The organism is Amycolatopsis sp. PSD-21 (assembly GCF_055561455.1).
This window is the reverse complement of sequence record NZ_CM145712.1, coordinates 4,238,728-4,257,482: the sequence shown is the minus strand read 5'-3', so window position 1 is coordinate 4,257,482 and position 18,755 is coordinate 4,238,728. Positions and strand designations below refer to the sequence as shown.

At 70.0% G+C, this 18,755-nt stretch carries 14 protein-coding genes; 10 read left to right on the top strand and 4 right to left on the bottom strand.

Going from position 1 to position 18,755, the window contains the following annotated elements; translation table 11 throughout:
- Positions 1 to 99: 99 nt before the first annotated feature.
- Complete coding sequence (locus tag ACZ1DY_RS20095) at positions 100 to 741, top strand: TetR/AcrR family transcriptional regulator (protein ID WP_126732242.1); 642 nt, start codon at positions 100 to 102, stop codon at positions 739 to 741.
- 121 nt (positions 742 to 862) lie between these two features.
- Positions 863 to 2,170 (top strand): MFS transporter, encoded by a 1,308-nt coding sequence (locus tag ACZ1DY_RS20090; protein WP_465485690.1) that lies wholly within the window; start codon positions 863 to 865, stop codon positions 2,168 to 2,170.
- 59 nt (positions 2,171 to 2,229) lie between these two features.
- On the opposite strand, the gene ACZ1DY_RS20085 is transcribed toward ACZ1DY_RS20090, so the two are convergent.
- Positions 2,230 to 3,615 (bottom strand): PepSY-associated TM helix domain-containing protein, encoded by a 1,386-nt coding sequence (locus ACZ1DY_RS20085; protein WP_465485343.1) that lies wholly within the window; start codon positions 3,613 to 3,615, stop codon positions 2,230 to 2,232.
- Between the two features lie 113 nt (positions 3,616 to 3,728).
- Positions 3,729 to 4,274, bottom strand: coding sequence for a hypothetical protein (locus tag ACZ1DY_RS20080; RefSeq protein WP_465485342.1), 546 nt, complete (start codon positions 4,272 to 4,274; stop codon positions 3,729 to 3,731).
- A 57-nt stretch (positions 4,275 to 4,331) separates the two neighbouring features.
- Here ACZ1DY_RS20080 and ACZ1DY_RS20075 point away from each other — a divergent pair, with 57 nt between their 5' ends.
- From ACZ1DY_RS20075 to ACZ1DY_RS20050, 6 genes are all read left to right on the top strand, one after another.
- Positions 4,332 to 5,528, top strand: a complete 1,197-nt coding sequence (locus ACZ1DY_RS20075; RefSeq protein ID WP_465485341.1) for an MFS transporter — start codon at positions 4,332 to 4,334, stop codon at positions 5,526 to 5,528.
- A gap of 32 nt (positions 5,529 to 5,560) precedes the next feature.
- Complete coding sequence (locus tag ACZ1DY_RS20070) at positions 5,561 to 6,565, top strand: LacI family DNA-binding transcriptional regulator (RefSeq protein ID WP_257487234.1); 1,005 nt, start codon at positions 5,561 to 5,563, stop codon at positions 6,563 to 6,565.
- A 211-nt stretch (positions 6,566 to 6,776) separates the two neighbouring features.
- Positions 6,777 to 8,150, top strand: coding sequence for an ABC transporter substrate-binding protein (locus ACZ1DY_RS20065; RefSeq protein ID WP_465485340.1), 1,374 nt, complete (start codon positions 6,777 to 6,779; stop codon positions 8,148 to 8,150).
- Entirely contained in the window at positions 8,128 to 9,102 is a 975-nt protein-coding gene (locus tag ACZ1DY_RS20060; protein WP_257487236.1) for a carbohydrate ABC transporter permease, read from the top strand. The genes ACZ1DY_RS20065 and ACZ1DY_RS20060 overlap by 23 nt, the downstream gene beginning before the upstream one ends.
- Positions 9,099 to 9,968, top strand: coding sequence for a carbohydrate ABC transporter permease (locus tag ACZ1DY_RS20055; protein ID WP_126732249.1), 870 nt, complete (start codon positions 9,099 to 9,101; stop codon positions 9,966 to 9,968). Before ACZ1DY_RS20060 ends, ACZ1DY_RS20055 begins: the two co-directional genes overlap by 4 nt.
- A 51-nt stretch (positions 9,969 to 10,019) precedes the next feature.
- The gene (locus ACZ1DY_RS20050; protein ID WP_465485339.1) at positions 10,020 to 11,618 is read left to right on the top strand and encodes a glycoside hydrolase family 13 protein; all 1,599 of its coding nucleotides are present in this window, start codon (positions 10,020 to 10,022) and stop codon (positions 11,616 to 11,618) included.
- Here ACZ1DY_RS20050 and ACZ1DY_RS20045 read toward each other — a convergent pair whose 3' ends face one another.
- The gene (locus tag ACZ1DY_RS20045; protein ID WP_465485338.1) at positions 11,619 to 13,184 is read right to left on the bottom strand and encodes a BTAD domain-containing putative transcriptional regulator; all 1,566 of its coding nucleotides are present in this window, start codon (positions 13,182 to 13,184) and stop codon (positions 11,619 to 11,621) included.
- Between the two features lie 139 nt (positions 13,185 to 13,323).
- Between ACZ1DY_RS20045 and ACZ1DY_RS20040 the strand changes: the two genes are divergently transcribed.
- The gene (locus tag ACZ1DY_RS20040) at positions 13,324 to 13,755 is read left to right on the top strand and encodes an organic hydroperoxide resistance protein (protein ID WP_034316469.1); all 432 of its coding nucleotides are present in this window, start codon (positions 13,324 to 13,326) and stop codon (positions 13,753 to 13,755) included.
- 383 nt (positions 13,756 to 14,138) lie between these two features.
- Here the strand turns inward: ACZ1DY_RS20040 and ACZ1DY_RS20035 are convergent, their stop codons facing one another.
- The gene (locus tag ACZ1DY_RS20035) at positions 14,139 to 16,850 is read right to left on the bottom strand and encodes a helix-turn-helix transcriptional regulator (RefSeq protein WP_465485337.1); all 2,712 of its coding nucleotides are present in this window, start codon (positions 16,848 to 16,850) and stop codon (positions 14,139 to 14,141) included.
- Positions 16,851 to 16,985: 135 nt separating this feature from the next.
- Here ACZ1DY_RS20035 and ACZ1DY_RS20030 point away from each other — a divergent pair, with 135 nt between their 5' ends.
- Positions 16,986 to 18,560, top strand: coding sequence for a tannase/feruloyl esterase family alpha/beta hydrolase (locus ACZ1DY_RS20030; protein ID WP_465485689.1), 1,575 nt, complete (start codon positions 16,986 to 16,988; stop codon positions 18,558 to 18,560).
- The last annotated feature ends 195 nt before the right edge of the window (positions 18,561 to 18,755 follow it).

The following is an 18,755-nucleotide window of genomic DNA, read 5'->3' as shown; positions in this document are numbered from 1 at the left end:
TTAATGTACGAACTAGTGAGTTCACTGTAGCGCGGACCGGTCGGCACGAGAAGGGCTGCGCTAGAGTGAGGCCTCCACCAGCGGTTCGGAGGGAGTCAGGTGGCCGCACCGTCGTCCGAGGTCGAGCGCCAGCGCGACAAGGAACGCACCCGCGCCGAAATCCTCGCGGTGGCCACCAGGGAATTCGCCGACAAGGGCTACGCCGGCGCCAGAGTGGACGAGATCGCCGCCCGCACGAGCACCACCAAGCGGATGATCTACTACTACTTCGGCGGCAAGGAACAGCTCTACGTCGCCGCGCTCGAACGGGCGTACGCGACCATCCGCGCCCTCGAACAGGATCTCGACGTCGACCATCTCGAACCCGAGGACGCGATCCGCCAGCTCGCCGAGCTCACCTTCGACCACCACGAGGCGAACCCGGACTTCATCCGCCTCGTGAGCATCGAGAACATCCACCACGGCGAGCACATCGCCCGCTCGGAAGCCCTGTCCGGGATGGCGAACCCGGCACTGGACGTGCTCACCCGCATCCTCGACCGCGGCCGCGAGGCCGGCCGGTTCCGCGACGACGTCGACGCGCTCGACGTGCACATGGTGATCAGCTCGTTCTGCGTGTTCCGCCTCGCGAACCGGCACACCTTCTCCGCGATCTTCGGCCGCGACATGCTCGACCCGGCGCGCCGCGATCACTATCGCCTGATGCTGGGCGACCTGGTGATCGACTACCTGACGGCCTGAAATCCCGGCTCTTGACAACCCGGGCACCGTCTCGCAGGCTGTATTAACTAACTAGATCGTACATTGCTGGATCGCACCTTGGAGCGTCGACGTGGCCTCTCCCTCCCCTGTCACGCAAGGCATGCCCCGCAAGGCGGCGTTGGCCGCCTGGATCGGCAGCGCCTTGGAGTACTACGACTTCTTCATCTACGGAACCGCCGCCGCACTGGTGTTCAACAAGGTCTTCTTCCCCGCGTCCTCCCCCGCCACCGGAACACTGCTCGCGTTGGCGACCTTCGGCGTCGGCTACCTCGCCCGCCCGGTCGGCGCGTTCGTGCTCGGGCACGTCGGCGACCGGCTGGGCCGCAAGACGGTCCTGGTGTTCACGCTGGTGCTGATGGGCGTCACGACGTTCCTGGTCGGCTGCCTGCCGACGTACGCCTCAGTCGGGGTGCTCGCGCCGGTCCTGTTGGTGATACTTCGCCTCCTGCAAGGGCTTTCGGCCGCCGGGGAGCAGGCGGGCGCCAACTCGATGTCGCTGGAGCACGCACCGTCCCACCGGCGCGGCTACTACACGAGCTTCACCCTCAGCGGCACCCAGGCAGGCCAGATCCTCGCGACCGCGGTGTTCCTGCCGATCGCCGCACTCCCCCAGGAGCAGCTGCTCACCTGGGGCTGGCGGATCCCGTTCTGGTGCAGCGCCGTCGTGGTGGTGGTCGGCTTCGTGATCCGTCGCAAGATCGACGAGACCCCGGTGTTCCAGCAGAACCGGGCCGACGTCGCCAAACTGCCCGTCGCCGTGCTGTTCCGGACGCACTGGAAGGACGTGCTCCGCGTCGTCGTCGCGGCCACCATCGCCTCCGTCAGCACGATCTTCACCGTCTACGCGCTGAGCTACGCGGTCAACACGGTCGGGCTGGAACGCGGGCCGATCCTGTGGGTCGGCGTGCTGGCCAACGTCGCCGCGCTGCTCGCGATCCCTTTGCTGGCTGGGCTTTCCGACCGGATCGGCCGCAAGCCGGTGTTCATCGCGGGCTGTCTCGCCTGCGCGGTGCTGATCTTCCCCTACCTGTGGTCCATTTCGGACGGTTCGTATCCGCTGATCTTCACCGTCGGCATCCTGCTGTTCGGTGTCGCCTACAGCGCCGTTAACGGGGTGTGGCCGTCGTTCTACGGCGAGATGTTCAGCGCCAGGGTCCGCCTTTCGGGGATGGCGATCGGCACGCAGATCGGGTTCGCCATCGCCGGGTTCGCCCCGAGCGTGGTCGCCGCGATCGGTTCGGGGAAGGACGACTGGCTCGGCGTCGCCGTCTTCACCGCCGCCGTCTGCCTGCTCAGCGCCGCGGCCGCGCTCACCGCACGCGAAACGCACCGCGTCCCGACCGAGGAGCTCGGCGAGACGCACGTTCGGTGGGCGAAAGAGCCCGCTTCCGCTACGCGTGGCGGGTGAATCGCCCCTGCTCGCCGGCACCGCGCTCGCCGCCCGATCATGGGCGGCGAGCGCGGACCTCATACGGTGACGTCGGTCGAATCCGGTGTGGACCGGCCACGGGACCGCAGGCCCAGCAGCAGGTCGATCACCAGGAACGCGAGCAGGCTGATCCCGAGCAGCGGCACGAACCATCCGATCGCGGCGGCGGCGACGAGCAGCCCTGCCACCAGGGCGAGCGGGGCCTTGCGCCACTGACCGCGCGGGATGGGCCGCCCGAAGGTCAGCCCGGTGGCCCGGGTCGGCCTGCGCCGCCACCACATGCGGTAGCCGAGCACGACCAGCGTGACCAGACCGGCGCCGAGCAGGAGCAGCACGATCTGGTTGGGCCAGCCGAACAGCACGCCCATATGCGCGTCGATCCCCCAGCGCGCGAGCTTGGCCATCAGCGGATAGTCGTCGAACCGCACCTCGTCCAGGATCTGCCCAGTGGTCCCGTCGACCGCGACGGCGTCGACCTGGGTCGGCCAGCCTCGCTCGATCTCCGCGACCTGCCAGGGAGCGCCGGGTTTCGCGGGCAGCCCGATCTCCACCGAGGACGCGTCGATCCCGGCGGCGCGGGCCGAAGCGAGCATCGCGTCCACGCTCTCGGGCTTCGCGGCGGGAATTTCACCGTGACCCGAGTGCCCGGTGTGTCCGGCGTGCTCGTCGGCACCGGTCACCTTCAACGCCGGAGTGGCCCAGCCGAGGGATTCTCGCAGCGCCGAGACGTTCTCACCCGCGTACGCCGACCACGTCAGCCCCGTCGCGGAAAGGAACAGCGCGCCGAGCAGCACCCACAGGCCGATGGATCCGTGACGGCGCACGGACTTCCCACGCTCGGACTCGGCCTTCTCGTTCCGGCGGGCGCGGCGGCGGCTCACCCACAGCACCAGACCGCCCAGCGCGACCACCCACAACCAGGACGCGGCCAGCTCGCTGTAGAGCCGTCCCGGCTCGCCGAGCATCAGATTCCGGTGCAGGTGGTCGAGCGTGGTCCGGAACGGCAAGGCACCGCTCGAGCCGTACGCGACGAGATCCCCGCGCACCTGCGCGGTGGCGGGGTCGACGAAGATCGCGCGTCGTTCGGACTCGCCGAGCCCCTCCTCGGCGAAGAGCACGCGGGTCGTGTCGCCCGGTTCGGGGGCGGGCCGGACGGCGACCAGGTCACCGCCGGGGTTGGCCGCTTGGGCCGCCTTGACCTGGTCGGCGAGGGAGACCTGGTTCAGCCCGACGGGTGCCCGGAGCTGATCGGCGTAGATCCAGGACTCCATCTGCGGCGTCGCCGCGTACAGAACGCCGGTGAGCGCGGCGATGAGGACGAAGGGGCCGACGAGGACGCCGGCGTAGAAGTGGAGACGGAGGAAGAGTCCACGCCAGCCCGACGCGCGCGGTGGGCTGGTGGTCGATTCGATTCGCGTTGCCATGGGGAACTCCTGAGGCGTCGGTGGGGAGGCGTGCGCCTGCGCCGCGCGCCGGGGTGGTCACGGCACGCGTGCTGAGCCCTGCCGCGACAGGGTGTCTCGGCAGGGTTTCGGGGTCAGGCGAACGTCACCGGCGGGCCGCGCCGCGAAAGCACGTTTCGCAGGAGCGCCTCGGTCGCGGGGAACTCCACCGCGAGCGGGACGTGGATCCGCAGCGGCGCCGTCGCCGGCCGCGGGGTCAGGCGGCGCGGAAGGACCGAAGCGATCAGAGCCGTGAGCGCGAACACGACGTGCTCGGCGCCCGCGAGCACCATCGCCACCACGAGGGTCGCGGCGGCGTGCCCGGCGGCCATGGCCAGGCCGTTGCCCGGGGTTTCGGCGTGATGGGCGTGCGACTGCCAGGTCAGGAAGGTCAAGCAGGCGTGCATCGCCAGCTGCCCGCCCGCCACCAGGCACAGGATGGCGAGCGGACCGCGACGGCGTCCGGCGAACGCGTACGCCACCCAGCTCAGCAGGGCGACGAGCAGCACGACCACGCCGAGGTCGGGGACGCGTCCGCTGGTCCCGGCGTGGGCACCGGTCGCCAAAGTGCCGGTCAGGACCCCCACGGCCCCGCCGCGGAGGCGCCTGACCGGGCCCCGGGACGAGGTCGGCGTGCGCACGGGAGGCAGAGTAGAGCGCGACGGGGCCCGTTGTCTCTCCTTGCTATCGTCACCCCGGTGTTCCGCAGCCTGTCGTTCCTCCGGCTCTGGACCGGGAACACCGCCTCCGGGCTGGCGACCTGGGCCCTGCCGTTCATCCTCGGGCTCGCGGTACTGGAACGGTCGCTTTCGGCCGTGGACCTCGGCATCGTGCTCGCCGCGCGGACCGCGGGATTCCTCGTGGCCGTCCCGGTGGCGGGGGTACTGGCCGACCGGTACTCACGGCGCGGGGTCGTGCTGTGGGCCGGTCTCGTCGCGGGTGCCGCCACTCCCCTGATCGCGGCCGGGATGGGCCGTTCGGTCCTGGTGACGGCCGCCGCGGCCGCCGTCGTCGGCGTCGGGCAGGGTGCGTGCCGCCCGGCGTTCCAGGCACTGACCGCGGAAGTGATCGCCGGGGACCGGCGTCAGCAGGCCAACGCCGCGATGACGCTCGCCGTCCGGGTCACGACCCTGGTCGCGCCCGGGCTCACCGCCTTGCTCTCCCAGTTCGCTTCGACGTCGGCTCTGGTCATCGCGACCGGGGTGCTGTGGCTGGGCGCGGCGCTGATCCCGCCGCGGGGAACGTTCGCGCCCGCCCCGGCCACGACCAAGACCCGCTTCTTCGGCGAGTTCGCCGACGGCCTCCGCGAAGCCCGCCGCCACCCGTGGTTCCTGGCCGGGCTCGGCGCGCTGACCGCCGTGATCGCGACCGGCTATTCCGCCACCGGCGTCGTGCTGCCCTTGGTCAGCCGCGACCGCTACGACACCGAAGCCGTCCTGGCCGCCGGGCTCACCGCGTACACGCTCGGCGCGCTCGCGGGCGCGGTCGTCATCGCACGCTGGCGCCCGGAACGGCAGGGCTGGGCGGCGCTGATCGGGCTCGGCTGCTACGGCTTCGCGCCGCTGAGCCTGCTGTTCCCGGTTCATCCGGCCTTCGTCGTCGCCGCCTACGCGATCGCGGGGATGGGCATCGAACTGTTCAACGTCCCGTGGTTCACCGCGACCCAGCGGGAGGTCGAGCCGGGGAAGCTCGCGCGGGTGTCCTCTTTGGACTTCCTGTTCTCCTACGGCCTGGCGCCCGCCGGGCTCGCGCTCATCGCTCCCGCGATCGACCGGTTCGGGGCGACGCCGGTGCTGGCGGCTTGCGCGGTCGTCTGCTTCGCCGCCCCGGCTGCCGCCGCCCTAGTTCCTTCTTCGCGGGATTTCCGGGCCGCCGCACCGATCAAGAGTGTCTAGTTCTTGCGCTCGCTTGCGGTAATGTTTCACCCATGACGCGTCGTCTTGCCGAAGTCGCCCGCAAGGTCGGGGTCAGTGAAGCCACGGTCAGCCGGGTTCTCAACGGCCGGTCCGGGGTCTCCGCCGGCACCCGGGCCGCCGTCCTCACCGCGCTGGACGTGATGGGCTACGAACGGCCGACCCAGCTGCGCGGGGATCGCGCCCGCCTGGTCGGACTGGTCCTTCCCGAACTCCAGAACCCCATCTTCCCCGCGCTGGCCGAGATCATGGGCAACGCACTGGCCCAGCAGGGTTTCACCCCGGTGCTGTGCACCCGCACGGCGGGCGGCGTCTCCGAGGCGGAGTACGTCGAGCTGCTGCTGCAACAGCAGGTGTCCGGCGTCGTGTTCGCCGGCGGGCTCTACGCGCAGGCCGACGCGGTGCACTCCCACTACCACCATCTCGCCGAGCGCCGCCTGCCGACGGTGCTGATCAACGCCGCCGTCGACCATCTCGGGCTGCCGCAGATCTCGTGCGACGACGCGGTCGCCGTCGAGCAGGTCGTCGGGCATCTGAGCTCGCTCGGGCACGAGAAGATCGGTCTCGTCCTCGGCCCGAACGACCACGTGCCGTCGCAGCGCAAACTCGAGGCGTTCCGCGCCTACGCGGCGAAACTCGGGCTCCCGGTCCTGGACGAACTCGTCGAACACGGCATGTTCTCCATCGAAGGCGGGCACGCGGCCGCGGCCAGGCTGTACCCGCGCGGCGCGACGGCCGTCCTGTGCGCGAGCGACCTCCTGGCCCTGGGCGCGATCCGCGCGGCCCGGCGGCAGGGCTTGTCGGTGCCCGAAGACGTCTCAGTGGTGGGCTACGACGATTCGGCCCTGATGAACTGCACCGACCCGCCGCTCACCACGACCCGCCAGCCGATCGAGGCGATGGGCCGGGCCGTGGTCGAACTGCTGGTCAAGCGCATAAACGGTGGTGAGGTCGCGGCCGAGGAGCTGCTGTTCGCCCCCGAACTCGTCGTCCGGGGCTCCACCGCCCGCCGCACTTAGCCGGCCAACTGCGGGATCCCCCAGCGCGTGAAGGCCCCCTTCCCTCGGCTGAGCCGAGGGAAGGGGGCCTTCACGCGCTTGAGGCACCTCCGGACAGTGCCTGTCGAAAAGTTGCAAGTTCTCATCCAGTTATTGCGTTGATCCGGGGCTTCACTTTAGAGTGACCGCAATCACGTGACAGCCGTCGCGATCCCCGAGATGAGGCTTGAAGATGAGCAGCACTTGGTCCCCCACCGTGCGCCGCCGGATGTTCTGCCTGCTCCTCGCGGGTGGACTCACCCTGGGGGTGGCCGCCTGCGGTTCCGGTTCCGGTGAAAGCACCGGGGGCAAGGTCAAGATCACCGTGACCGGCCAGCCCCCGACCAGCCAGCCGTTCGAGCGCGGCGTGTTCGACGCCGACGTCAAGGAGTTCGAGGAGTCCCACCCGGACATCGACATCGAGCCCCACGAGGGGTTCATGGATCCGAAGACGTTCTCCGCCAAGCTCGCCGGCGGACAGCTCGAAGACGTCTACTACGTCTACTTCACCGACCCGGCGCAGATCATCGCGCGCCGTCAGGCCGCCGACATCACCGAAGCGGCCAAGGGCCTGAAGAACTTCGGCGACATCAAACCGGAATTACTGGACAACTTCCGGGACGCCGACGGCAAGCTCTACGGCCTGCCGACGATGAACTACAGCATGGGCCTGGTCTACAGCCGCCCGCTGTTCCAGAAGGCCGGGCTCGACCCGAACAAACCGCCGCAGACCTGGGACGAGGTGCGTGCGGCCGCGAAGAAGATCGCCGCGCTGGGCAACGGCACGGTCGGATACGCCGACTACAGCAAGAACAACCAGGGCGGCTGGCACCTGACCGCGTGGCTCTACTCGATGGGCAGCGAGGTCGCCCGCAAGGACGGCGACAAATGGGTCGCCGCGTTCGACAACGACAAGGCCAAGGCCGCGCTGGACCAGCTGCGTGCCATGCGGTGGGAAGACGACACGATGGGCAGCAAGCAGCTGCTCGAAGCCCAAGACGTCCAGCGCATGATGGGCGCGGGCCAGCTCGGCATGTACATGGCCGCCCCGGACAACGTGCCGGTGCTGGTCAAGCAGTTCAACGGCAAGTACGAGGACTACGGCGTCGCCGGGATGCCGGGCGGACAGGGAACCCTGCTCGGCGGCGAGGGCTACATGATCAACCCCAAGGCCTCGCCGGAGAAGATCAAGGCCGGCCTGGAATGGGTCCGCTGGAAGTACCTCAACCCGGAGCGCTTCGAGAAGCACGTCCAGCAGTACGTCGACGGGAAGCAGCCGGTGGGCCTGCCCGCCGAGCCGACCCCGGACGTCTGGCAGGGGGCCGTCCGTGACCAGCAGCTCGCGATCAAGGCCAAGCACGCCAACGTTCCCGCCGAGAACTATCAGTCCTATGTGGACGCAAGTTCGCGGATCAAGGGCAGTATCGAACCGCCGAACGCGCAGCAGGTCTACGCCATCCTCGACAGTGTGATGCAGGCGGTGCTCACCGATCGGAACGCGAATATCGATCAGCAGCTGTCGTCGGCCGTGTCGAAGGTCAACAGTGTCCTCGCCCAGGTCAAGTAGCGTCCTCGACTGGCCCGCGACAGCGTCGTCGCGGGCCGGTCGCCCGGTCGCTTCGGCCGCCGAACGCCGCCGGAACCGGTTGCGCCGCAAGCTCAAGGAGAACCTCACCGCGTACGGCCTCTTGTGCGCCGCGCTCGTGGTGTTCGCGCTGTTCTCCTGGTACCCGATCGTGCGCGGGGTGCTGCTGAGCTTCCAGCAGGTCGACTTCGTCAACCCGCCCACCTGGGTCGGGTTCGACAACTTCACCCGCCTGTTCGAAGACCCGCTGTTCGGCGTCGCCTGGCGCAACACGCTGTTGTTCACCGTGCTCGCGCTGGTCTTCGGGTTCGTGGTGCCGTTCGTGACCGCCGTGCTGCTCAACGAACTGCGGCACGCCAAGGCGTTCTTCCGGCTCGCCGTCTATCTGCCGGTGATGCTGCCGCCGGTGGTCACCGCCCTGATGTGGAAGTGGTTCTACGACCCGGGCGCCGGTCTGTTCAACTCCGCGCTCGGCGCCGTGGGCCTGCCCGGCGGCCAATGGCTCGATTCGAGCGACACGTCGATGCTGTCGCTGGTGTTCGTGTCGACGTGGGCGAACATGGGCAGCACCACGCTGATCTACCTCGCCGCGCTCGGCACCATCCCCGGTGAGCTCTACGAAGCCGCGGAACTGGACGGCGCCGGACTGTGGAAACGCCTGATCCACGTCACGCTGCCGCAGACCCGGTTCGTGTTGCTGGTGCTGCTGTTGCTGCAGGTCGTCGCGACCATGCAGGTGTTCACCGAGCCGTACGTGATGACCGGCGGCGGCCCGGACGACTCGACCGTGACCGTGCTCCTGCTGCTGTACCGCTACGCCTTCGTCTACAACGACTTCGGCTCGGCCAGCGCGTTGAGCCTGCTGCTGTTCGTCGCGCTCGGGGTGTTCTCCGCGCTGTACGTGCGCCTGACCCGGAAGGCGGATCAGTCATGAGGACGCTCGTCTCCCCCAGCACGCTCCGCAGCCCCGGCGGCAAGATCGGGTACGCCGTGATCTTCGGCTGCACCCTGCTCCTGTTCGTCATCGCGTTCCTGTTCCCGCTGTACTGGGCGGTGACCGGCGCGATGAAGTCACCGCAGGAACTGGCGCAGACACCGGCGACGTTCATCCCGAACGAATGGCATCCGGGGACCTTCGCCGACGCCTGGGACCAGCTGAGCCTCGGCAAGTACTTCCTCAACACCGTCGTCGTCGCGGGCGGCGCCTGGCTGGCCCAGCTGGCCATCGACGTCCCCGCGGCGTTCGCGTTGTCGAAGCTGCGGCCGAAGTTCGGCAACGTCGTGCTCGGGCTGATGCTCGTGACGTTGATGCTCCCGGCGGCGGCGCTGCTGGTGCCCACCTACGTGACGATCACCGACCTGCCGCTGCTGAACGTCAATCTGATCAACTCGCCGGCGGCGGTCTGGCTGCCCGCCGCGGCGAACGCGTTCAACATCTACCTGCTGAAACGGTTCTTCGACCAGATCCCGGACGAGCTGATCGAGGCCGCTCGGCTCGACGGCGCGGGACCGGTGCGCACGCTGTGGCGCATCATCCTGCCGATCTCCCGGCCGATCCTCGCCGTGGTGTCGATCCTCGCGGTGGTGGCCGCGTGGAAGGACTTCATCTGGCCGCTGCTGGTGTTCCCGGACACCGAGAAGCAGACGCTGTCGGTGATGCTGCAGCGGGTGGCCATCGACATGCCGCTGAACGTGCTCGTCGCCGGCATGGTGCTGGCCAGCCTGCCGATGGTGGCGCTGTTCCTGGCGTTCCAGCGGCACATCCTCGCCGGGCTCACCGCCGGCAGCCTCAAGGGCTGAATTCTTCGCCGCATTTCGGGGTATCCACGAACAACTGAGGAGGGCACTTCCGTGACCGCATTGGGGCAGTCCGCCGGATGGTGGCGGAGCGCGGCGATCTACCAGGTCTACATCCGCAGTTTCGCGGACGGGAACGGCGACGGTGTCGGCGATCTCGCCGGCGTCCGCGCGCGGCTGGACTACCTGGCCGAACTGGGGATCGACGCGATCTGGTTCACCCCGTGGTATCCGTCGCCGATGGACGACGGCGGCTACGACGTCGCCGACTTCCGGGAGATCGACCCGCTCTTCGGCACGCTCGCCGAAGCGGAGGACCTGATCGCCGCGGCCCACGCCAAGGGGATCCGCGTGATCATCGACATCGTGCCGAACCACTGCTCCGACGAGCACCGCTGGTTCAAGGACGCACTCGCCGCCGAGCCGGGATCACCGGAGCGGCAACGGTTCTGGTTCCGGCCGGGGCGCGGGCCGGACGGCTCCGAGCCACCGAACAACTGGAAGTCGCGCTTCGGCGGCTCCGCGTGGACGCGGGTCCCGGACGGCGAGTGGTACCTGCACCTGTACAGCTCGCGCCAGCCGGACTTCAACTGGGACAACCAGGACATCCGCGCCGATTTCGAGGACGTGCTGCGGTTCTGGTTCGACCGCGGGGTCGACGGCTTCCGCATCGACGTCGCCGACGGGCTGGTGAAGGACCCGCGGCTGCCCGACGTCGATCCCGGTGACGAGACGCCGTTCTCGGATCAGGAAGGCCTGCACGAGATCTACCGGTCGTGGCGCAAGATCGCCGACAGCTACCCGGGCGACCGGGTGATGGTCGGCGAGATGTGGCTGCCGGACATGTCGCGGGCCGCTCGATACCTGCGCCGCGACGAACTGCACGCGGCGTTCAACTTCGACTTCCTGGTGTGCCCGTGGGATTCCGCGCGGTTCCGCGACGTCATCGAGCGGACGCTGGCGGCGCACGACGAGGTCGGCGCGCCCGCGGCCTGGGTGCTGTCGAACCACGACGTCACCCGGCACGTGACCCGGTACGGCCGCGAAGGCGACACCGGCTTCGCGTTCGCCGACCGGCTGCACGGCACGCCGGTGGACCGCGAACTCGGGACCCGGCGGGCACGGGCGGCGGCGTTGCTGACCATGACGCTACCCGGTGGTCTGTACGTCTACCAAGGGGAAGAGCTCGGGCTGTGGGAGATCGAGGACATCCCGGACGGGCTGCGCCAGGATCCGGTGTGGACCAGGACGAACGGCGCCGATCCCGGCCGGGACGGCTGCCGGGTCCCACTCCCCTGGTCCGGTGACGCGCCGCCGTTCGGTTTCGGCGCCGGCGGGGCGTGGCTGCCCCAGCCCGCAGAATGGCGCTCCAGCACGGCGGAGGCGCAGGCGGCCGATCCGGCGTCGATGCTCCGGCTCTACCGCGACGGCCTGCGCCTGCGGAGTGGACTTCCCGCGCTCGGTCCTGGCGAACTGGAGTGGCTGGCACTGGGCGACGGCGTGCTGGCGTTCACCCGGGAGCCGGGTTTCACCTTCGTGCTGAACTTCTCGGACAAGCCGGTGGCGTTGCCGCCGCACCGCGAAGTGCTCATGGCCAGCGGTCCCGTCGAGGGCGGACTCCCGACGGACACGGCGGTGTGGCTGCGCACCTGATCAACGACCGGCCGTGACCCGGCTGATCCGGCCGCGTATCCGCGCGCGGCCCGCCGGGTCACGCCACCGGAGGTGGTGGTCGAGCGCTTCGCGGAGCACACCGCCGAGGACGAGGCCGTGGGTGGCGGTCTCGACGCAGGGGTGGTCGCGGAGCCAGTCGAACAGCTCCGACGACCGTCCTCCCGGCAGCACGGACCGGAGGAGGTCTTCGGTGGTGTGCTCCGCCTGCGCGCACACATAGAGCGCCCACCGGTGTGCCTCCGTCGGCGGATCACCGGCAAGATGCGCGTACACCGTGTCCACCACGTAGCGTGCCGCGTCGGACCGCGGTGACCTGCCGATCTCGGCGGCCAGCGAGAGCGCGAACGGGTTGCCCGCCGCGAAGTCCACAATGGACTTCCGCCGGGCGGGGTCGACACCGCGTGCTTCGAGCAGCGCCACGGACTCGTTCTCGCTCAAGGCTTCGAGCTTCCGGATCCGGATCCTCCCCGCCCACGCCGGATCGACCAGCAGTGTGGCGTCCGGCCCGCTCCGGCCCGCGATCACGACCGTGACGTCTTCGGGCAGGCGGCGCAGGACACCCGCCGGATCGTCGAGCCCGTCGTACAGCCGCACGGGCTTGCCCATGGTCGCCGCGTCGTCGGCGAATTTCCGCAGCAGGGTCGACTTCCCGATGCCGGGCGGTCCGGTCAGGAACAGGATCTCGGCGCCCATGGCCGGGTCTCGCGCGAGCAGCCGCCGGAATTCCGCGCGTTCGCGCTCGCGTCCGACGAACAGCGGCGCCGGGTCGCGGAGCCTTGGCGCCGGATCGTCCTCGGCGCGCAGCACCTTCTCGTGCAGCGCCCGCAGTTTCGGCCCCGGCCGGATCCCGAGTTCTTCGTCGAACAGGTCGTGGATCGAGCGGTAGAGTTCGAGTGCCTCGGCCCGGCGCCCGCCTCGATGAAGGGCGAGAAGGTAGATCTCGTACAGCGGTTCTTCGAGACGGTTCCGCTCGATCAGCACGGGCACCTCGGCCAGCACCTCGTCGTGTTCCCCGAGTTCGAGGCGCAGCCGGAGCAGCTCCTGGGTGGCGATCAGTTTCAGTCGTTCCAGGCGCGCACGCTCCTGTTCGGCCGCTTCGCCGGGGACGCCGGCCAGCGCCGTTCCGGTCCAGAGACCGAGCGCGCGTTCCAGCAGCTTCGCCGCCGTGCCCACGTTGTGCGCCTGCCGCGCACTCTCGATCAGCCCGGCGAATTCGACGGCGTCCACCTCGAACCGATCCGGGTCCAGCCGGTAGCCGCCGGACCGCGAGACGATCGCCGAGCCGAGCCCCTGCAAGGAGAGCAGCCGCCGGAGGCGGGAGATGTAGGTGCGGATGACGGCCTCGCCGGTGGCTGGGGCCCGCTCGCCCCAGAGGCCGTCGATCAGCTCACCGGTCCGGACGAAACTGCCCGCGTTGGCCAGCAGCAGCATCAAGACGGCCTGCTGCTGCGGCGAGCCGAGGTCGAGCCGGGTGCCGCCGCTGGTGAAACCGGGCGGGCCGAGCACGGTGAAGCGATACCGGAATTCCTGCGGCAGGCTGGACATGAACGGGAAAGTAGGCGGGCGCGCGGGACGGCCGCGAGCGTCGGACGACGTCATCGGCGTACGTCGTCCAGCCATGACGTACAGGGATGACGTCATCCGACGGTCGCCGCCGTCAGGCCGGGATTCCTACGGTTGCGGCATGTCTGAAACCACGTACACCGCCGTCGCCACTTCGACCGCGGAAGGCCGCAACGGCGGCCGGGCGACCTCCGACGACGGCGTGCTCGACGTCGGCCTCGCCGTCCCCAAGGCCTTCGGCGGCTCCGGCGACGGCACGAACCCCGAGCAGCTGTTCGCCGCGGGCTGGGCGTCGTGCTTCGTCGGCGCCGTCCGCCGCGTCGCGGGCGTCAAGAAGGTCAAGCTGGAGGACCTCGCCGTCGTCGCCGAGGTGACACTGCACCACGACACCGAGGCGGGCGAGTTCCACCTGAGCGCCGCGCTGCACCTGGAGGCCACCGGTATCGACCAGGCCACAGCCGACGAGCTGGTCCAGGGCGCGCACCAGGTGTGCCCGTACTCCAAGGCGACGCGGGGGAACGTCGAGGTCACCCTGGACGCGACGGTCGCGTGACCCATCGCTCTCGTGAGTGGTAAGCCCTGGGGGTCTGGAGGCGGTGTCGCGAAAGCCACTTTCGGGACGTCTGATGTCCCGAAAGTGGCTTTCGCGACATGCTCACCAGGACGGTGCCGGGCCCGGCCACGGCCGACGTTGCGAAGGCCACTTTCGCAACGTTGAAGGTTGCGAAAGTGGCTTTCGCAACCCGGGCCAGGCCCACCACCCGGCAGACCCCCGCCCGCCGAGTACATGAAGGTCCCCTTCCTTGCGCCTGGCGCAAGGAAGGGGACCTTCATGTACTGCCGTGGCCTTTGCAGGCTGCCAGGCCAGAGCTGTCCGTGAAGGCCCCGAATCAAACCTCAGCCGGAAGCCAGTAGGTACCTGAGACACCCATGGTCCTAACCGTCTTTACCATTCACGAGGCCCAAGGCTTTCTTGAGTTCAGCCCGCGAACTCACCCCGAGCTTGGGGAAGATCCGGTGCAGATGCGTGCCGACCGTCCGGTGCGACAGGTAGAGCCGCTGCCCGATCTCCCGGTTCGTCAGGCCCTCCGCGGCCAGCTGCACGATGCTCAGCTCGTGCGGCGTCAGCTTCTCCCGCGCGTCGGGGCCACGGTGGGGGCTGGACTCCCCCGCGCTCCGCAATTCCCGGCGCGCGCGTTCGGCCCACGCGGTCATACCGAGCGCGTCGAACGTCTCCCGCGCGGTGCGCAGATGCGCCCGTGAGTCCACGGCGCGCCGCTGCCGCCGCAGCCATTCGCCGTAGGCCAGGTGCAGCCGCCCGCGTTCGGCGGGCCAGCCGTCCAGCTCCGCCCCCAGCGCGGTCTCGAACAGTTCGTCACTCGGGTCGAGCACGGCGCGGGCGAAGCGCAAACCGATGTGCAACGCGGGCGCCGGGGTCTTGAGCGCGAGCTGTTCCATCTCCGCGACGATCTCGCGCAGCGCGTCGACCTGGCCCGCCCGGATCGCGACCTCGGTGAGCTCCGCGACGAAGTACACGCGCAACGCCTGCTGGAAGGCGGGATCGGCAGGGTCGAACAGTCGCCGCAGATCAGCGAACGCGTCGTCGAAACGGCCCTCGCTCGACGCGGCGATCCCCCTGGCGAGCTGCACGGTCGCCAGCACCGGCCGGGCACCGGCGGCGAGCGCGGTCCGCTCGGCCTCGTCGGCCAGCGCCTTGGCCTGTTTGTGTTCACCCCGCAGTGCGGCGATCTCGGCCTGGACCGCGGTGGCGAAGCCGTACATGAACGGCTGCCCGGTCTCCTTGGCGAATCTGGCCGCTTCCGCCGCGACCGGCACGGCCGCGGCGAGGTCACCGAGCCGCACCCGGCTCCACGCCTGGACCGCCAGTGCCCGCGGCAGCAGGCCCAGCCTGCCCTGTGCCCGCAGCCCCGGCGCCGCGGCCGCCGAGAACCGGGCCGCCAGATCGACCGCGCCGACCTGCAGCGACGCGCTGCCGAGGAACCGGTCGGCCTCGGGATCGGCGCCGGCGCCGGCAGCCAGTTCACGCAGCTCCCCGAGCACCGATCCGGCCCGGTCGAACGGCGCCACATACGCGGCGACGGCGACCAGGCGCGGGTCCGAGTTCTCGACCGGGAGGCGGTCCACGACGGACAGCAGCGTGCGCCGCGTGTCCTCGCCGGGTTCGGCCCAAAAGCAGCGCATGGCGGCGCCCCACAGGACGCGCATCGCCGGATCCGGCTGCCCGTCCTCCGCGACCGATTCGGCCAGCCGCGCCAGTTCCCCGATCCGCGACAGGTCTTCGCGGACACCGTCCTCGAACCCGCTGAGCAACCAGCTCGCGGTCGCTCGTTGCCGCGGCGTCAGCTCTCCCGCGCGTGCGTCCCGGACGAGCCGTTCCGCCGTCTCGCGGCCGCCGGATTCGACGGCCAGCTCGGCCGCGCGCAGTAATCGGTCCGCCCGCCGTTCCGGATCGGCGCTCATCAGCGCCGCTTGTTCGAGTGCGGCGACGGCCGCCGTCGCTCCGCCGCGCTGCCGGGCGCGATCGGCGGCGTGCTCCAGTTCGCGGGCCACGTCCTCGTCGGCGCCGGTCGCGGCGGCCGCCCGATGCCAGGCGCTGCGATCCGGCTGCCCGCGGAGAACCTCGGCGAGGGCCAGGTGCGCACGACGCCGTTCCTCCGACGGGACCGAAGCCGGAATCGCCGAGCGCATCAACGGATGCCGGAACGAGACTGCCCTGGCTTCGAGGTCGATCAGCCGGGACTCGGCGGCCGGTGCCAGCGCCGACGGCTCGACGTCCGCGCCCAGCAACGCGCCCGCCGCCGCGAGTGTCTCGGCGAGCGAGCCGGTTTCGTTGAGGGCGGCGACCAGCACGGCCGTGCGGGCCGGTTCGGGCAGCGCGGTGAACCGGGCCCCGAACGTTCGCTCGAGCCGTTCGGTCAGCGGCGGCACGGGTTCGGGCGCCTCGGTCACAGCCGATGGCAGCTCTGTCAGGGCCAGCGGGTTCCCGGCCGCCTCCGCGAGCACCCGGGACCGGACGGGCGAGGAAAGACCGGGGGCGACGGAGTCGAGCAATTCGGCCGCCACGTCGCCGGGAAGACGCTCCAAGTCCATTGAGGACAGTCCCGCGTCACGCAGCGGCGACGGCTCACCATCCCGGACGGTCGCGACCAGCACGATCGGCTCCGTCTCGATCCGCCTGGCGACGAACGCGAGCGCGTCGGCGCTCTCGCGGTCCATCCAGTGGACGTCCTCGGCGACGACGAGCAACGGCTTGACCGCCGCTTCGTCCGACAGCAACGTCAGCGCGGCGAGCCCAACCAGGTACGCGTTGGGCTCGTCCGCTTCGGCGAGCCCCAGCGCCGCCCAGAGCGCGGAACGCTGCGGCGCGGGCAGGTTGTCGGCACCGGCGCGGACCGGATGGAGCAACTGGTGCAGGGCGGCGTACGCGAAGTTCCGTTCGGCCTCGACGCCGGTCGTGCGCAACACCCGCAGGCCCCCGACCGTCGCCGCGGCCACCGCCTCCGCCACGACGGCGGATTTGCCGATGCCAGGTTCGCCCTGGATCAGGACACCACCGCAGCCCGCGGCCGGCCCGTCGACGAGCTCGGCCAGGTCCTTCAGTTCGGCTTCCCGTCCGAAAAGCGGCATGGTGCGGCATTCCTCCCGTCGGCCGTGGGCGGCCGCCCGTCCGACGATACCCAAACGGTCCCATTAGGACTCCCCGGCGGCGTCCACAGGATGTAGACGGCGTGTCAATACGATCGACCTAGCTTCGGCGAAGTGATCAGACGTAAGAAGTTGTTCCTCGCGGCGGCACCGCTGGCCGCCCTGCTGCCGCTGGTGCTGACCTCGGTCACGCAGACGGCGCCCGCCCAGGCGGCGACGTCGTGCGCGGCGGTCCCCGTCTCGGCGCCCGAAGGCGCGCGGATCGAATCCGTCCGGGCCGAGCCGAAACCCGGCGGGACCGTCACGTTCCCGCCCACCCCGTTCTCGGCCCCCGCCGCGATCACGGACGTGCCCGCGTACTGCGAAATCACCGTCACGCTGACCCACGGCAAGGCGGGCGACCACGTCAAGGTGGCCGTCGCGCTGCCCCGGACCGGGTGGACCGGCAGGCTCCAGGCGGTCGGCGGCAGCGCCTACACCGCCGGTGACTTCGGTGCCCCGCTGGTCCAGGCCGTCAAGGACGGCTACAGCGGCGTGACGACCGACGCCGGTGTCCCCCTGACCTTCCTCGACACCTCGTGGGCGCTCACTCCCCATGGCGAGATCGACAAGACCCTGGTGACGAACTTCGCGACCCGTTCCGTGCACGAAGCCGCCCTCGTCGGCAAGGACGTGACACAGAAGTTCTACCAGCGGGAAGTCAGCTACTCGTACTGGAACGGCTGCTCGACCGGTGGCCGTCAGGGCTACTCGGAAGCGCAGCGGTACCCGGGAGACTTCGACGGCGTACTGGCGAACGCTCCCGCCGTGCACTGGGCGGAGTTCGCGGTCGCGACCCTGTGGCCGCGGGTCGTGATGAACCAGGAGAAGACCTTCCCGGCGACCTGCGTCTTCACCGCCTTCCAGCAGGCGGCGATCAAGGCCTGCGACGGCCGGGACGGGGTCACCAACGGCATCGTGGACCGGCCCGACGAATGCGGTTACGACCCTCGATCGCTGATCGGCACGAAGGTGCTCTGCGGTGGCAAGGAGGTCACCGTCACCGCGGCGGACGCCGAAGTCGTCCGCAAGATCTGGGCCGGGCCGGCCGACGAGCACGGACGACGGCTCTGGGCAGGTCTCCCCAAGGGCGCGGACTTCGGCCCGGTGACCAACGCGCCCGGTTTCCCGGTGGCCGTGGGCTGGGTTCAGACGTTCTTGAAGAAGCAGCCCGGATTCGACACCGAGAAGATCACCTATCGCCAGTTCGCCGACCTGTTCCGACAGTCGGTGCGGGAGTACGACGACGTCATCGGGACCTCGGACCCCGATCTGTCGGCGTTCCGCCGGGCCGGTGGCAAGCTGATCACCTTCGTCGGCTCCGACGATCAGCTGATCCCGCCGGGCGGCACGCTGCAGTACCGCCGCGAGGTCGAGCGCGAGATGGGCGGCCCGAAGCGGGTGAACGACTTCTACCGGCTGTTCCTCGCGCCGGGTGTCGCGCACTGCTCCGGCGGCGCGGGCGCCGCGCCGACGAACGCGCTGGGCGCGCTCGTCGACTGGGTCGAACGCGGCAAGGCACCGTCGACCCTGCCCGCGGCGAACGGCGACAAGACCGTCACCCGCGATCTCTGCCCGTATCCGCAGGTGTCGCGATACCGCGGCCACGGTGATCCCGCGGTGGCCACGAGCTATCGCTGCACCGGCCACTGAGGCCACGCACACCAGTGCCCGTCGTGCCGTCGCCCCCTCCGGCACGACGGGCACTTCCCCACAGTGTGAGAACTTCCGGCGTTCTCTTTGCCAGACCCCTCAAAAGTACGGTATTGACGACAATGGACACCGGATCGCGAGCCGGCGCCACCTTTCTCCCGGCAGCGACTGAACCGTTGCACCGCAACGAAAACG

What these genes read in the sequence shown, in the direction of transcription:
- ACZ1DY_RS20040 (WP_034316469.1), top strand. Translation starts at nt 13,324, where the DNA reads ATGTCTGAAACCACGTACACCGCCGTCGCCACTTCGACCGCGGAAGGC.
- ACZ1DY_RS20090 (WP_465485690.1), top strand. Translation starts at nt 863, where the DNA reads ATGCCCCGCAAGGCGGCGTTGGCCGCCTGGATCGGCAGCGCCTTGGAG.
- ACZ1DY_RS20035 (WP_465485337.1), bottom strand. Translation starts at nt 16,850, where the DNA reads ATGCCGCTTTTCGGACGGGAAGCCGAACTGAAGGACCTGGCCGAGCTC.
- ACZ1DY_RS20070 (WP_257487234.1), top strand. Translation starts at nt 5,561, where the DNA reads ATGACGCGTCGTCTTGCCGAAGTCGCCCGCAAGGTCGGGGTCAGTGAA.
- ACZ1DY_RS20085 (WP_465485343.1), bottom strand. Translation starts at nt 3,615, where the DNA reads ATGGCAACGCGAATCGAATCGACCACCAGCCCACCGCGCGCGTCGGGC.
- ACZ1DY_RS20055 (WP_126732249.1), top strand. Translation starts at nt 9,099, where the DNA reads ATGAGGACGCTCGTCTCCCCCAGCACGCTCCGCAGCCCCGGCGGCAAG.
- ACZ1DY_RS20045 (WP_465485338.1), bottom strand. Translation starts at nt 13,184, where the DNA reads ATGTCCAGCCTGCCGCAGGAATTCCGGTATCGCTTCACCGTGCTCGGC.
- ACZ1DY_RS20065 (WP_465485340.1), top strand. Translation starts at nt 6,777, where the DNA reads ATGAGCAGCACTTGGTCCCCCACCGTGCGCCGCCGGATGTTCTGCCTG.